Source organism: Pseudomonas mucoides, from assembly GCF_015461845.1.
Lineage (GTDB): Bacteria > Pseudomonadota > Gammaproteobacteria > Pseudomonadales > Pseudomonadaceae > Aquipseudomonas > Aquipseudomonas mucoides.
Genome location: NZ_JACOPW010000003.1, coordinates 425874 through 439592 on the forward strand (window position 1 = coordinate 425874; position 13719 = coordinate 439592).

The following is a 13719-nucleotide window of genomic DNA, read 5'->3' on the forward strand; positions in this document are numbered from 1 at the left end:
ATCCTTTGCATTAGAGAACGGGTTCGGGATGCTCCCGTAACGCCGTCAGCAAAGCCGCGGCACTGGCGCCACGACAATCCACAACTGTTTGGGCCCCGGCGGCACGTGCCAGCCCGGCGACCCTGGGGCTTGGAACAAACAACGGCAACCGCGCCAATTGTGGCCAGGCAACGCCAGCCAGTTGATGCAGGTGCTCAAAACCTTGTCCACTGCTGACCACCAGCCCGTTCAAGCGTTCCGCTTCAATCCGGTCAGGCAGTGCCGCCGGCGGGTAATGCGGCAAGCCGCGACGGTACAACTCCAGATACTCGACACTAGCACCAAGCTCGCGCAAACGCTCTGCCAGGAGTTCACGCCCGCCTTCCCCGCGCATGATCAACACGCGCGGATCGGGCCGGTTGATAGCCTCGCGCAACCCGGGAAGTTCCAGCAAGGCTTCGCTGTCATCACCCTCGGCCGGAAAGCTCACGTCCAGCCCACGGCCCTCGAGGATCTGCGCAGTGGCGGCGCCGACACTGAACCACTTCAACGCAGGTGACTGCGGCCAATACCGGTCAACCAGATCAACACCGATTCTGGCCGCGGGTTTGCTGACCACGATCACCGCACAGAAGCGATCCAGTGTCTGAATCAGCGCGCGCATTGTGTCAGAGGCCGGGATTGGCTCGATTTCCAAAAGCGGCAAGCTGCTGCTGAAAATCCCCGCTTGCGCCAGAACATCGCTCAGCGCTGCGGATTCATCCGCAGGGCGCGTCAGCAGCAAGCGCCAGCCAGTCACTCGTGACCTGCCTCGCCATACACCGCTTTCAGGATATCGTCGGCGCCCTGGCTCAAAAGGTCCTCGGCGACTTGCACGCCCAAGGTTTCAGCGTCAGCGCGTGGCGCACGGGCCTCTGCGCTGAGCAACAGGCCGCCACTTGGGTCTCCGACCAGGCCACGCAACCAGATCTGCTCGCCTTCCAACACGGCGTAGCAGGCAATCGGCACTTGGCAGCCACCGTTCAAATGTTTGTTGAGTGCACGTTCGGCGGTCACGCGAGTGGCAGTGTCCAGATGGTGCAGCGGTGCCAACAAGGCATGGATTTCGCTGTCGGCGGAGCGGCATTCGATACCGACTGCGCCCTGGCCACCGGCCGGCAGGCTGTCGTCGACACTGATGGCCGAGGTGATGCGGTCTTCGAAGCCCAAGCGAATCAGGCCAGCGGCAGCGAGGATGATGGCGTCGTACTCACCCGCATCGAGCTTGGCCAGGCGCGTATTGACGTTGCCACGCAAGAAGCGGATCTGCAGGTCCGGACGACGGGTCAGCAGTTGAGCCTGACGGCGCAGACTGGAGGTACCGACGACGCTGCCTTTCGGCAACTCATCCAGGCTGGAGTAGGTGTTGGAGACGAATGCATCGCGCGGGTCTTCACGCTCGCAGATGCAAAACAGGCCAAGACCTTCGGGAAAGTCCATCGGTACGTCTTTCATCGAGTGCACAGCGATGTCGGCTTCATTTTCCAGCAACGCGGTTTCCAGCTCTTTGACGAACAGGCCCTTGCCGCCGATTTTCGACAGCGGCGAGTCCAGCAGCTTGTCGCCACGACTGACCATGGGCACCAGCGTCACGAGAAGACCGGGATGGGCCTCTTCCAGACGGGCTTTGACGTATTCGGCCTGCCATAAGGCCAGGGCGCTTTTGCGGGTGGCGATGCGGATTTCGCGAGAGGACATGGATCAATCCGTACTGAATAGATACGGCGGATAATAACAGCTCAGCCAAATCCACTTTGACTTGAATCAGATACTGCGTGGCCTCCCTGGCCTGTATGTGCGGCAAGCGGGTGTGAAGTTCGCCCTGTGAACGGCGAATTAAAGCTGCTGCATCATCTTGCGCACGCCGGCCACATGGCGTCGGCTGACGATCAATGCGTCGCCGTTCAGACCTTTGAGGAACAGCTGAAAATGCCCCAGAGGTGTGCGCTGCAAGCGTTCGATACGCTCGCGGGCGACCAGGGCGTTGCGGTGGATACGCACGAATCGGTCACCAAATTCGTCCTCAAGGGCCTTGAGCGGTTCATCCAGCAACACTTCGCCGCTTTCATGGCGCAAGGTCACGTATTTGTGGTCGGCAATGAAGTAGACCACCTGATCCAGTGGGATCAGCTCGATACCCTTTCGGGTTCGTGCACTGATGTGGCTACGCGGTCCGCTACCACTTTCGGCAGCGGGACGCGTCAGGGCGGCGAGCTGGAGACGATTGGGGCGCTCGGCTTTTTTCAATGCTTCGTGAAGATGTTCAGTACGCACAGGTTTCACCACATAGCCTACGGCGCTGGCCTGTAAGGCTTCCACGGCAAATTCATCGGGTCCTGTACAAAACACCACAGCGGGCGGAGTTTCGCGTTCGCACAACCGCGCAGCCACTTGCAGGCCGTCAAGGCCTGGCATGCGGATATCGAGCAACACGATATCCGGCTTGTGGCTGTCGATCAGTGCCAACGCCTCTTCGCCGTTCGTGGCGCTCGGCTCCAGGACACTGTATCCCTCGAGTTCGCCGACCATTCGGCTCAGGCGCTCGCGGGCCAAGGGTTCGTCATCAACGATCAGGACATTCATATTGCGCTGGATTCCTGCGTGAGTCTCGCACAAGGATAACGTAGACAGGTGAAGTGACGTCCGTCACCGCGATCCACGCTAAGACTAGCGCGAGGGCCAAAAAGTGCCGCGAAATCGGCGGCTAAATTTTCAACTGCCGCGTGATTGGAGGCTCTGGCCCGCGTTGGCGAGGGATCGCCGTAGGGTTTGCCGATACACAATATGAACACCCCCTCTTCTTATAGTCAGTAATCGCACCAGAAAGTGCGGTGATCCTACTGTCCAACTGTAGACGGTTGCCGGGACGTTATTGCTCAAATGAAAAATATCGTTGCGCAATTTCCCGAAGGCTCACCTTGAGTATGGACCGCGCAATAAGAAAAAAACGTATCGACCAGTGTCAGCGACAGGATTGGCAACCCTGTTATTATCCGCGACAGCTTTCAACGTCACTTTTCTCCAGCCGATACGAGCGAATTCATGAGCACTGACAAGACCAATCAGTCCTGGGGCGGCCGCTTCAGTGAACCCGTCGACGCCTTCGTCGCCCGCTTCACCGCCTCCGTCACTTTCGACCAGCGCCTGTATCGCCACGACATCATGGGCTCGATCGCCCACGCCACCATGCTGGCCAAGGTCGGCGTGCTGACCGATGCCGAGCGCGACAGCATCATTGATGGCCTGAACACCATCCAGGGTGAAATCGAGGCCGGCCAGTTCGACTGGCGCATCGACCTCGAAGACGTGCACATGAACATCGAGGCGCGCCTGACCGATCGCATCGGCGTCACTGGCAAGAAGCTGCACACCGGCCGTAGCCGTAACGACCAGGTTGCCACCGATATCCGCCTGTGGCTGCGTGACGAGATCGACCTGATCCTCGGCGAAATCACCCGCCTGCAAAAAGGTTTGCTGGAGCAGGCAGAGCGCGAAGCTGGCAGCATCATGCCCGGCTTCACTCACCTGCAAACCGCACAGCCCGTGACTTTCGGGCACCACATGCTGGCCTGGTTCGAAATGCTCAGCCGCGACTATGAGCGTCTGGTCGACTGCCGCAAGCGTACCAACCGCATGCCATTGGGCAGCGCTGCGCTGGCGGGCACCACCTACCCGATCGACCGCGAATACACCGCGCAGCTACTGGGCTTCGACGCCGTCGGCGGCAACTCGCTGGACAACGTGTCCGATCGCGACTTCGCCATCGAGTTCTGCTCGGCGGCCAGCATCGCGATGATGCACCTGTCGCGCTTCTCCGAAGAGCTGGTGCTGTGGACCAGCGCGCAATTCCAGTTCATCGATCTGCCAGACCGCTTCTGCACCGGCAGCTCGATCATGCCGCAAAAGAAAAATCCGGACGTGCCGGAACTGGTTCGCGGCAAATCCGGCCGCGTCTTCGGCGCACTGATGGGCCTGCTGACCTTGATGAAGGGCCAGCCGTTGGCCTACAACAAGGACAATCAGGAAGACAAAGAGCCGCTGTTCGACGCCGCCGATACCCTGCGCGACTCGTTGCGAGCCTTTGCCGACATGATCCCGGCGATCAAACCCAAGCACGCGATGATGCGCGAAGCGGCGCTGCGCGGTTTCTCCACTGCCACCGACCTGGCCGACTACCTGGTGCGCCGTGGCCTGCCGTTCCGTGACTGCCACGAAATTGTTGGCCATGCGGTGAAGTACGGTGTGGAAAACGGCAAGGACCTGGCGGAAATGAGCCTGGAAGAGCTGCGTAAATTCAGCGACCAGATCGATCAGGACGTGTTTGCCGTGCTGACCCTGGAAGGCTCGGTGAATGCCCGTGACCATATCGGCGGCACTGCGCCAGCACAGGTCAAGCAGGCAGTGGTTCGCGGCCAGGCGTTGCTCGCCAGCCGCTAAAAGCTTCGTCGGAACGCCGCCCGGAGCCGGCTCGCCTCCACAGTGGCCCGGTGTGTTCAGCACTTTCCACTGTGGGAGCGAGCTTGCTCCGGGCGGCGCTCCGACGATGACTGACTTCAGAACGCTACAAATTTCATTTCTTGGACGCGATCATCGCCATAAACGCTGGCATCGCCGCTTCCTTGTCCGCAGCAATCCTCTGCACATTCGGATTCGCCTCCAGACGCTCCAGCAGCGCCTTGGCTTCTGGCATCTCGGCCAACAAATCCAGGCCAAACAACTTCTGCCCCACCGCAGCGGCCAATGGCACGCTATACAGGAAATACAGATCGGCAACGCTCAGGCTGTCACCCGCCACATAAGGGGCGAACTTGCCGTGTCGCGCCAGCGAGGCGAACCCCAGCAGCAACTCGGACCTGGTCCTGTCCTTGATTGCCTCTGGCACTGGCGAGCCAAAAAACGCCTCGCCGTAGCACATGCGCCCCGGCAACTCGATGTACAGCTCGATTTCCTTGGCCAGCGCCAGCACCTGGGCGCGCTCGAAAGGATCGCTTGGCAACAGAGGAGTGCCTTTCTGGCTTTGTTCGATGTATTCGAGAATGATGGCGGTTTCATTAACGAAACCCTGTTCGACGCCCAGCACTGGCACCTTGCCGCGCGGACTGATGGTCAGCGCTTCCGGGCTCGGGCCAGGGTAAAACAGCACTTCTTCGAACGGCAGTCCCTTCTCCAGCAGCGCCAGTTTCACCATGTTGTAGTAGTTGCTGACGGAAAATCCATAAAGCTTGAGCATCACAAAGCCTCCAGGCCGTGCGGGGTTGGCAGTCCTGTTTTATAGAACGCCGAAGCGATTCTTGCCAGCAGCATCACAGCGCTGAATGCAGGTAAACTGGCCGCCTTAACTTGAGGAGCCTGCCATGAGCGAGCCAATCGACATCGATAGCGACGAAGAAGAATTTACCGAAACCACCCTGATCGAAGCCATCGAAAACCAGATCGAAAGCGACAACCCGCCAGCGGCCAAGGCCACCTTCAACAAGCTGACCCTGGTGGGTTACGAACGTGAAGAAATCCTCAACATGATGGCTCACGTGTTAGCGGTAGAAATCGACGCGATCCTGGAAGAAGACCGCGCGTTCAACACCGAATGGTACGAAACAGCACTGCGCGCGCTGCCGGAATTGCCGCCGGAAAAGAAGTAAGCGAACACCATGCGGGAGCGGGCAATCCGCTCCTACACAAATTGTCACCCATCCATCCTGCCTTCCCCCATGCCCTGACTACACTGGTACGCACCCCGCTGCCGCACCAGCCGCCGGGGAATGCTTCCCGAGGTGAAAAAACCCTGATGCAGGCACTGGACATGCCGCACGAGTGGGCTCACCTTAGGGGCGCTGTCGTCCAATTCCTAGAAAGTCTGGAGTCCTTATGTCGCTTACCCCTGAGTTGGTTGCCGAACTGGAAATCCTCGCACTCTTCAACCTGGACAGTTCCCAGGAAGGTTTGAAAATTCATCAGACCGCTGCCCCGAAAGCCATTGCCGCCGCCCAACGCCTGTTTGAAAAGGAACTGATCGACCAGCCCGATGGCGGTTACCTGACCAGCCTGGGGCGTGACGCCGCGCAAAACGTGCAAACGCTGCTGACCATTCTGAACGTCCGAGAAACTGCCTGAGATCACCGCTTCGCCCACGGAAACCCCTGCCACGGGATTTCCGCGGGCAAACCCGGCGGCCTGCTGTCGCCTCGCGATAAAAATCTGACGTCAAAAATACAAATTCAGCTTAAAGGTGGCGGGCCCGAGGCGCTAAACTGCCCCTCATCCGCCGCCCCCACGTCCGAGCCTCGCGAGCCGGTTTGAGCTGACATGACCCGCACCCATGAAATCCGCCCCGATCTGGACGAGGGAATCGACCGCAAGGTTCTCAGCCAACTGCGCGCACGCTTTCTAAAACTCAATGAAGGCCGCATGGCCCGGGCCATGGAAGGGTTGTCGACCCGCCAGCAAACGGTGCTGACGCTGCTACCGCTGTTTTTCCACGTCAATCATCCGTTATTGCCCGGGTATGTTTCCGGCGCTACGCCGGCCGGGCTGTCGAACTTCGAGCCGGACGCCAATGCCCTCGCTGAAGCCCAGCGCCTGACCCGCTCGTTCTCTTACAAGCCGCGCCATGGCAGCAATCCGCCGCGACCGATCCACGGCCTGTTCCTGATGGGCAGCCTGGGTACGCTGGCTCAAGCCGATCAAAGCGACATGGACGTTTGGGTCTGCCACGCGCCGGACCTCGGCGAAAGCGAGCTCGCGGAGCTGCGTAAAAAGTGCCAGCTGCTGGAGGTCTGGGCCGCAAGCCAAGGCGCCGAGGCGCATTTCTTCCTGATCGACCCGACGCGCTTCGTGCTCGGTGAGCGCGACACCCAGTTGAGCTCCGAAGACTGCGGCACCACCCAGCACTACCTGCTGCTGGACGAGTTCTACCGCACCGCCATCTGGCTGGCCGGCCGCACGCCGATCTGGTGGCTGGTGCCAGTCTATGAAGAGTCCGCCTACGACCGCTACACCCACACGCTGCTGTCCAAACGCTTCATCCGTGCCGACGAAAGCCTGGACCTGGGGCATCTGGCATTCATACCGCCGGGGGAATTCATCGGCGCCGGGCTCTGGCAATTGTTCAAGGGCATCGAGTCGCCCTACAAGTCCGTACTCAAGCTGCTGCTGACCGAGGTCTACGCCAGCGAGCCCCCCAAGGTTCATTGCCTGAGCCTGCGCTTCAAGCAAGCCGTTTTCGCCAATCAACTGGACCTCGACGAGTTGGACCCGTACATCGTGGTCTACCGGCGCATCGAGGAATACCTCAAGGCCCGGGGCGAGCCGGAACGGCTGGAATTGGTGCGCCGCGCGCTGTACCTGAAGGTCAATCGCAAACTGACCGGCAACACCCGCACCCAGAGCTGGCAGCGTTCATTGCTTGAGCGACTGGCCCAGGAATGGGGCTGGGATCAGCGGCAACTGGCGCTGCTCGATAGCCGCAGCCAGTGGAAAGTCCGCCAGGTCAGCGCTGAACGTCGCGCCTTGGTCAACGAGTTGAACTACAGCTACCGCTTCCTGACCCAGTTCGCCCGCACCGAAGACACCGTCAGCCTGATCAACAAGCGCGACCTCAACGTGTTGGGTCGCCGGTTGTACGCGGCCTTCGAGCGCAAGGCTGACAAGGTCGAATTCATCAACCCGGGCATCGCCCCGGACCTGGCCGAAGACACGCTGACGCTGGTGCAGGCACCCAACAAGAAGGAACCGGGGCAAACCCAGTGGGGCTTGTACAACGGCAGCCTGGCAGCCCACGAGTGGGAACATTTCGCGCCGATCAAGCGCAGCCGCCAATTGCTGGAACTCCTGACCTGGTGCCACCGTAATGGCGTGATCGACAGCAGCACGCGGCTGGCCCTGCACCCCGGCACCAGCGACCTGAGCGAGTTCGAACTGTTCAACCTGCTCGGCAGCCTGCAACAGAGCATTGCCCTGCCCCTGACCACCGTCGCGGAAGAACCCTTGCTGCGCGCCAGCGTACCGAGCGAGGTGCTGATCCTCGTGAACGTTGGCGTCGACCCGCTCAAGCACCATCGCGATTTAAACATCCTGATGACCACCGAGCGCACCGACTCGCTGAGCTATGCCGGGGTTCGCGAGAACCTGGTGCTGACGCTGGACCAGGTCACGCTCAACAGCTGGAACGAAGTGCTGGTCAGCCGCTACGACGGCCCTCATGCCCTGCTCGACTGCCTGCGCGCCTACCTCAACAACCTGCCGAGCGGGCCACAGCAGCCCAAGCTGCGGGTTCGGTGCTTCTGCCATAACCGTGCGCAATTCATTGCCCGCCGGGTAGAAGAGGTGATCGACTCCGCGCAGAACCTGCTGTTAAGCAACCTCAATCACCGTTACCTGATCCAGGTCCAGCAGCACTATCACGTGCTGGAACTGGTGCCGGGCCAGGTCAACCACGTCGCCATCGCCACCTTGCCGGCGCTGATTGATTACCTGGGTGAGGAACTGACAGGCTACAGCCCGCTGCACCTGGACCCGATGGCGCTGGAAGACCACGACCTCGCGCTGATCCTGCCGATGGGCCAGCCCGAGTGCATTCAGGTGTTCTACAGAATCAATGAGGATCAGGCTGATCTCTACGTGCTGGATGAGCTCAATGCGCTGTGGCAACAACGCCTGCCCTATCACGACGAACAAAGCCTGTTGGTGCCGTTGCAACGCTTCCTGCAATCGATCCAGTACCGGCGCGATGCCTTGTTGCCGATGGATGCCGCGCAGCCGTTGACCCTGGACACGTTGTACTACCAACTGCTGCCGTCCGGCTCCGGGCGCGCGCGCCGGGTAGAAACGCGGCCAGCGCCGCAAACGCCAGTCAACAAACCGTTCTACGACGTGCAGGCCATCATCGGCAAAGCCGCGCCGGGCGAGGTACAGGTGACGCTGTATTGCAATCAGCGAGAGTTTTCAGAGCTGGAACATGGCGACCAACTGTTCAGCGTGGTCGCGCAAGAGATCGTCGAGCAACGCCGCGAGACCGAGCGCTATCGCTGTTACATCACCGACCTCGACCTCTCGGGCCTGCTCGGTGACGGTCAGAGTTCAAGCAATCTGTATCTGCGTTACAAGGCTGACCTGGAGCGCTCGTTGAACGAGGCGCTCGAACAGGTCTGAGGAGCGTTACTCCGGGAAGTCGCCGCCATTGGCCGGCTGTGATTCGACTTCCAGCAACGTCAGCTTGAGGGTCTTGCCGCCGGGTGCCGGCCAGTCGATGTGTTGACCAACCTTGAGACCGAGCAGTGCACTGCCGACGGGCGCCAGAATGGAAATCTTGCCTTCGTCGGCATTGGCGTCTTTTGGGTAAACCAGCGTCAGGTGATAGTCCTTGCCGCTGCCTTCTTCACGGCAATGCACACGGGAATTCATCGTTACGACATCGGCAGGCACGTCTTCGTGACCGACCAGCGTATCGGCGCGGTCCAGCTCGGTTTGCAGCGCAATAACGCCCGGCAGCGTGTCATCCAGGCTGTCGATCAGGCGCTCCAGACGTTGCACGTCCAGACGAGTAAGGGTGATGGAAGGTGCGGTCATGATTAAGGCAGACTCCTTTCTTCTGCACAGAAAAAGCAAAACCCCGCCAGAAAAAGGCGGGGTTTTCACGAGCCTCGATGGGTTGAGGCGTTTCTGGACACTATCACAGCTCAATAAATATACAAGTGAGGGGCGACCAAGCCCCGATATGGGTATTTCGAGCTGAGCCAAAGGAGACCCTGCTCGCGATAGCGGCGTGTCAGACAACATCAAAGCTGAATGCTAGACCGCAATCGCGAGCAGGCTCACAGGTTTTGGGTCAGGCGGAAGTTTTGCGCTGGTGCGCCTGGGCGCAGATAACCCGGCGGCGATCATCGTCGGCCGAACGCCATTCGCGGATGTCTTCGACATGGCGAAAACACCCCAGGCACACCTTTTGTTCATCCAGCCGGCACACACCACTGCACGGCGAAGGGACCGCCGGGCTGACATTGCTGTAGAGCGGCTTCGGTGGGCGAACGACGGCAGGCTCGGTCACAATCTCACAGACCTTCGAAATCGAGTTCGACGTCCGCTTGCAGCTTGACGATGCGCTCGAGCATTTCGCCCAACTGCTCTTCGCTCTTGTCGCACATCCAGCGCTCGCTCTCTTCGTCGTAGTCAAAGTGGAAACCACCGGAGACCGCCGCCAGCCACAGCTGACGCAGCGGCTCCTGACGACTGAAGATCAACTGGCTGCCGTTTTCGAACTTGACGGTGAGCACACCGGCCGAACTCTCCAGATCGATATCCAGGTCACACTCGTCAAAAATATCCTCCAGCGTCTGCTGGGTGGCATCGACCAGATCGTGGAAACGGGCTTCGGTCAAACTCATTGCGGCAACCTCAAAAAGTGTCTGTTCACGCTCAAGCGCCGCAAGATACGGGCGAGCCCCGGTGATTGCAAAGGATAACGACCCAAGGTGATCACTAAACCTGTTGGACCGAGCCTGCTCGAGAAGGGCCCATCATATTCAACATCAATGTTGACTGACACTACGCCTTCGCGAGCCGGCTCGCTCCCACAGGGATTGCGCCCGGCTGACCGGCATCGTGCCAAGCCCCGCCGGACGGGAGCCCCGTCGCATAGGCAAGCTGACGGGTGGCCGGTATACTCCGGCGCAATTAACGCATTTTCAAGGATTTCGCCATGAAGCGCCTGATCTCTTCCCTTGCTGCGCTCGTCGCGGTTGCCTGCCTTGTGTCGGCCTGTGGTCAAAAAGGCCCGCTGTATCTGCCAGACGAAGACCAGGACCCTGTCGAACAGGCCAAGTCCTCGCAAAAACAGCCTGTCTCCAAAGCACACAAGCACGACGTCTACCAATAAGGGAACGCCATGGACGCTTTTAACTACCGTGGCGGGGAGCTGTTTGCCGAAGGTGTGGCCCTGTCGGCCATCGCCGAACGTTTCGGCACACCGACCTACGTCTACTCCCGCGCGCACATCGAAGCCCAATACCTGGCATACGCCGATGCACTGGCCGGTATGCCGCACCTGGTCTGCTTTGCCGTCAAGGCCAACTCCAACCTGGGTGTACTGAATGTCCTGGCGCGTCTGGGCGCCGGTTTTGACATCGTCTCCCGTGGCGAGCTGGAACGTGTGCTGGCCGCTGGCGGCAGCGCTGACAAGATCGTGTTCTCCGGTGTCGGCAAGACCCGTGACGACATGCGTCGCGCCCTCGAAGTCGGCGTGCATTGCTTCAACGTCGAATCCACCGATGAGCTGGAACGCCTGCAAGTGGTCGCCGCCGAGCTGGGGGTTCGCGCACCGATCTCGCTGCGTGTGAACCCGGACGTTGATGCGGGCACGCACCCGTACATTTCCACCGGTCTCAAAGAGAACAAGTTCGGCATCGCCATTGCCGACGCCGAAGACGTGTACATCCGCGCCGCGCAACTGCAAAACCTGGAAATTGTCGGCGTCGATTGCCACATCGGTTCGCAGCTGACCACCCTGCCACCCTTCATCGATGCCCTCGACCGCCTGCTGGGCCTGGTCGACCGCCTCGGCGATTGCGGCATCTACCTGCGCCACATCGATCTCGGTGGTGGTTTGGGCGTGCGTTACCGCGACGAAGAGCCACCGTTGGCTGGCGACTACATCAAGGCTGTGCGCGAGCGTCTCGACGGGCGTGACCTGGCACTGGTATTCGAACCGGGCCGCTTCATCGTGGCCAACGCCGGCGTGCTGCTGACCCAGGTCGAGTACCTCAAGCACACCGAACATAAAGACTTCGCCATCGTCGATGCGGCCATGAACGACTTGATCCGCCCGGCGCTGTATCAGGCCTGGATGGACGTCACCGCCGTGCGCCCGCGTGACACCGCGGCGCGTGCCTACGACATCGTCGGCCCGATCTGCGAAACCGGCGACTTCCTGGCCAAGGATCGTCAGCTGGCCCTGGAAGAAGGCGACCTGCTGGCCGTGCATTCGGCTGGCGCCTACGGGTTTGTCATGAGTTCCAACTACAACACCCGCGGCCGCGCCGCTGAAGTGTTGGTGGACGGTGATCAGGCAATTGAAGTGCGTCGCCGTGAGACGGTAGCCGAGTTGTTTGCTGGCGAAAGCCTGCTGCCGGAGTAACCCCATGCTGCTGCGTTTTACCAAGATGCACGGCCTGGGCAATGACTTCATGGTCCTCGACCTGGTCAGCCAGCACGCGCACATTCTGCCCAAGCACGCCAAACAATGGGGCGATCGGCACACCGGCATCGGTTTCGACCAGTTGCTGATCGTCGAGGCGCCGAGCAATCCGGACGTGGATTTCCGTTATCGGATCTTCAACTCCGACGGCTCCGAAGTGGAACAGTGCGGCAACGGTGCGCGTTGTTTCGCCCGCTTCGTGCTCGACAAGCGCCTGACCGCAAAACGGCAGATTCGCGTCGAGACCAAAAGCGGCATCATCGAACTGGATATCCGCAGCGACGGCCAGATTGGTGTCAACATGGGCGCACCGCGCCTGGTACCGACCGAGATTCCATTCGACGCGTCAGAACAGGCCTTGAGTTATAAGCTCGATGTCGAGGGTACGACCGTCGAACTGGCCGCCGTGTCCATGGGCAACCCCCATGCCGTGCTGCGGGTCAGCGACATCAATAACGCACCGGTGCATGAACTGGGGCCGAAAATCGAACACCACCCGCGCTTCCCGGCGCGGGTCAATGTCGGTTTTCTCCAGGTCATCGACCGGAACCGAGCGCAGTTGCGCGTCTGGGAACGTGGCGCCGGGGAAACCCAGGCCTGCGGCACCGGTGCCTGCGCAGCTGCAGTGGCCGCGATCAGCCAGGGGTGGATGGATTCGCCGCTATTGATCGACCTGCCTGGCGGGCGCTTGTCCATTGAGTGGGCAGGCCCTGGCCAACCGGTCATGATGACCGGCCCGGCAGTCCGCGTATACGAAGGACAAGTGCGTCTTTGAGTGAGCGAAATCCATGACCGACAAGCCCCAGGTTCCCGCCCTGCAGCCCGACGAATCCCCTTCCGAAAGCCTTGAGGCGGCGGCGATTGCCGCGTACCTGGAGGCTCATCCGGATTTCTTCATCGAGCACGAAGAACTGCTCCCGGCCATGCGCATTCCGCACCGTCGCGGCGACACCATTTCGCTGGTCGAACGCCAGATGACCATCCTGCGCGACCGCAACATCGAGCTGCGGCATCGCCTGTCGCACTTGATGGACGTGGCCCGCGACAACGACCGTCTCTTTGACAAGACCCGCCGCCTGATTCTCGCGCTGATGGACGCCACCAGCCTGGAAGACGTGGTGATCAGCGTCGAAGACAGCTTGCGCCAGGATTTCCAGGTGCCTTTTGTCAGCCTGATCCTGCTGGGCGACAACCCGATGCCGGTGGGCCGCTGGGTGACTCACGCCGAGGCGCAAACGACCATCGGCGGCTTGCTCTCGGAAGATAAAAGCGTCAGCGGCAGCCTGCGCGAACACGAACTGGACTTCCTGTTCGGCGAAGAACAGCGCAAGCAAATCGGCTCCACCGCCGTCGTCGCGATCAGCCATCAAGGCATTCACGGCATCCTGGCCATCGCCAGCCGTGATCCGCAACACTACAAAAGCTCGGTCGGCACCCTGTTCCTGAGCTACATCGCCGAAGTCATGGGCCGCGTGCTGCCACGGGTCAACAGCTCCCTGCGCTCGGTCCGCTGA

Annotated in this window: 15 protein-coding genes and 1 pseudogene; 8 read left to right on the top strand and 8 right to left on the bottom strand. The window is 60.6% G+C overall.

Annotated features, from left to right (window positions below):
* Positions 1–10: 10 nt before the first annotated feature.
* From H8F22_RS16835 to H8F22_RS33065, 4 genes and pseudogenes are all read right to left on the bottom strand, one after another.
* Entirely contained in the window at positions 11–778 is a 768-nt protein-coding gene (locus tag H8F22_RS16835; protein ID WP_027926417.1) for a uroporphyrinogen-III synthase, read from the bottom strand.
* Positions 775–1716 (bottom strand): hydroxymethylbilane synthase, encoded by a 942-nt coding sequence (gene hemC, locus H8F22_RS16840; RefSeq protein WP_027926416.1) that lies wholly within the window; start codon positions 1714–1716, stop codon positions 775–777. The genes H8F22_RS16835 and hemC overlap by 4 nt, the downstream gene beginning before the upstream one ends.
* Before the next feature lie 138 nt (positions 1717–1854).
* Positions 1855–2601 carry a LytR/AlgR family response regulator transcription factor gene (locus tag H8F22_RS16845; protein WP_027926415.1) on the bottom strand — a complete coding sequence of 249 codons (747 nt, stop codon included), beginning with the start codon at positions 2599–2601 and terminating at the stop codon, positions 1855–1857.
* Positions 2598–2714: pseudogene (locus tag H8F22_RS33065) on the bottom strand (sensor histidine kinase); the annotation flags it as partial. The pseudogene H8F22_RS33065 and the gene H8F22_RS16845, both read right to left, overlap by 4 nt.
* 346 nt (positions 2715–3060) lie before the next feature.
* Between H8F22_RS33065 and argH the strand changes: the two are divergent.
* Positions 3061–4455 (top strand): argininosuccinate lyase, encoded by a 1395-nt coding sequence (gene argH, locus H8F22_RS16850; protein ID WP_027926414.1) that lies wholly within the window; start codon positions 3061–3063, stop codon positions 4453–4455.
* A 133-nt stretch (positions 4456–4588) separates the two neighbouring features.
* Here argH and H8F22_RS16855 read toward each other — a convergent pair whose 3' ends face one another.
* Entirely contained in the window at positions 4589–5248 is a 660-nt protein-coding gene (locus H8F22_RS16855) for a glutathione S-transferase family protein (protein WP_027926413.1), read from the bottom strand.
* Between the two features lie 124 nt (positions 5249–5372).
* Between H8F22_RS16855 and H8F22_RS16860 the strand changes: the two genes are divergently transcribed.
* The 3 genes from H8F22_RS16860 to H8F22_RS16870 all read left to right on the top strand — a co-directional run bounded on the left by H8F22_RS16860 (position 5373) and on the right by H8F22_RS16870 (position 9165).
* Complete coding sequence (locus H8F22_RS16860; protein WP_027926412.1) at positions 5373–5657, top strand: hypothetical protein; 285 nt, start codon at positions 5373–5375, stop codon at positions 5655–5657.
* A gap of 226 nt (positions 5658–5883) precedes the next feature.
* Positions 5884–6129, top strand: coding sequence for a TIGR02647 family protein (locus tag H8F22_RS16865; protein ID WP_027926411.1), 246 nt, complete (start codon positions 5884–5886; stop codon positions 6127–6129).
* 192 nt (positions 6130–6321) lie between these two features.
* Complete coding sequence (locus H8F22_RS16870) at positions 6322–9165, top strand: class I adenylate cyclase (RefSeq protein WP_194940473.1); 2844 nt, start codon at positions 6322–6324, stop codon at positions 9163–9165.
* Between the two features lie 6 nt (positions 9166–9171).
* Here H8F22_RS16870 and rnk read toward each other — a convergent pair whose 3' ends face one another.
* The 3 genes from rnk to cyaY form a co-directional block, all read right to left on the bottom strand.
* Positions 9172–9582, bottom strand: coding sequence for a nucleoside diphosphate kinase regulator (rnk, locus tag H8F22_RS16875; protein WP_027926409.1), 411 nt, complete (start codon positions 9580–9582; stop codon positions 9172–9174).
* A gap of 259 nt (positions 9583–9841) precedes the next feature.
* The gene (locus tag H8F22_RS16880) at positions 9842–10060 is read right to left on the bottom strand and encodes a DUF1289 domain-containing protein (protein ID WP_027926408.1); all 219 of its coding nucleotides are present in this window, start codon (positions 10058–10060) and stop codon (positions 9842–9844) included.
* Positions 10061–10064: 4 nt separating this feature from the next.
* Positions 10065–10397: an iron donor protein CyaY gene (gene cyaY / locus H8F22_RS16885; RefSeq protein ID WP_027926407.1), complete on the bottom strand. Its 333-nt coding sequence runs from the start codon at positions 10395–10397 to the stop codon at positions 10065–10067.
* Positions 10398–10711: 314 nt separating this feature from the next.
* Here cyaY and lptM point away from each other — a divergent pair, with 314 nt between their 5' ends.
* Genes lptM through H8F22_RS16905 form a run of 4 tightly spaced genes read left to right on the top strand, consistent with a single transcriptional unit; the run spans position 10712 to position 13719 of the window.
* Positions 10712–10888, top strand: coding sequence for an LPS translocon maturation chaperone LptM (gene lptM, locus H8F22_RS16890; RefSeq protein ID WP_032833701.1), 177 nt, complete (start codon positions 10712–10714; stop codon positions 10886–10888).
* A gap of 9 nt (positions 10889–10897) precedes the next feature.
* Positions 10898–12145: a diaminopimelate decarboxylase gene (gene lysA, locus H8F22_RS16895; RefSeq protein WP_027926406.1), complete on the top strand. Its 1248-nt coding sequence runs from the start codon at positions 10898–10900 to the stop codon at positions 12143–12145.
* 4 nt (positions 12146–12149) lie between these two features.
* Positions 12150–12980 (top strand): diaminopimelate epimerase, encoded by an 831-nt coding sequence (dapF, locus tag H8F22_RS16900; protein WP_059181968.1) that lies wholly within the window; start codon positions 12150–12152, stop codon positions 12978–12980.
* Between the two features lie 13 nt (positions 12981–12993).
* Complete coding sequence (locus H8F22_RS16905) at positions 12994–13719, top strand: DUF484 family protein (protein ID WP_027926404.1); 726 nt, start codon at positions 12994–12996, stop codon at positions 13717–13719.

Bases quoted from the DNA above. Each gene is read 5' to 3' on its own strand.
- hemC (WP_027926416.1), bottom strand. From the start codon at position 1,716: ATGTCCTCTCGCGAAATCCGCATCGCCACCCGCAAAAGCGCCCTGGCC.
- H8F22_RS16845 (WP_027926415.1), bottom strand. From the start codon at position 2,601: ATGAATGTCCTGATCGTTGATGACGAACCCTTGGCCCGCGAGCGCCTG.
- argH (WP_027926414.1), top strand. From the start codon at position 3,061: ATGAGCACTGACAAGACCAATCAGTCCTGGGGCGGCCGCTTCAGTGAA.
- H8F22_RS16855 (WP_027926413.1), bottom strand. From the start codon at position 5,248: ATGCTCAAGCTTTATGGATTTTCCGTCAGCAACTACTACAACATGGTG.
- H8F22_RS16860 (WP_027926412.1), top strand. From the start codon at position 5,373: ATGAGCGAGCCAATCGACATCGATAGCGACGAAGAAGAATTTACCGAA.
- H8F22_RS16865 (WP_027926411.1), top strand. From the start codon at position 5,884: ATGTCGCTTACCCCTGAGTTGGTTGCCGAACTGGAAATCCTCGCACTC.
- H8F22_RS16870 (WP_194940473.1), top strand. From the start codon at position 6,322: ATGACCCGCACCCATGAAATCCGCCCCGATCTGGACGAGGGAATCGAC.
- rnk (WP_027926409.1), bottom strand. From the start codon at position 9,582: ATGACCGCACCTTCCATCACCCTTACTCGTCTGGACGTGCAACGTCTG.
- cyaY (WP_027926407.1), bottom strand. From the start codon at position 10,397: ATGAGTTTGACCGAAGCCCGTTTCCACGATCTGGTCGATGCCACCCAG.
- lptM (WP_032833701.1), top strand. From the start codon at position 10,712: ATGAAGCGCCTGATCTCTTCCCTTGCTGCGCTCGTCGCGGTTGCCTGC.
- lysA (WP_027926406.1), top strand. From the start codon at position 10,898: ATGGACGCTTTTAACTACCGTGGCGGGGAGCTGTTTGCCGAAGGTGTG.
- dapF (WP_059181968.1), top strand. From the start codon at position 12,150: ATGCTGCTGCGTTTTACCAAGATGCACGGCCTGGGCAATGACTTCATG.
- H8F22_RS16905 (WP_027926404.1), top strand. From the start codon at position 12,994: ATGACCGACAAGCCCCAGGTTCCCGCCCTGCAGCCCGACGAATCCCCT.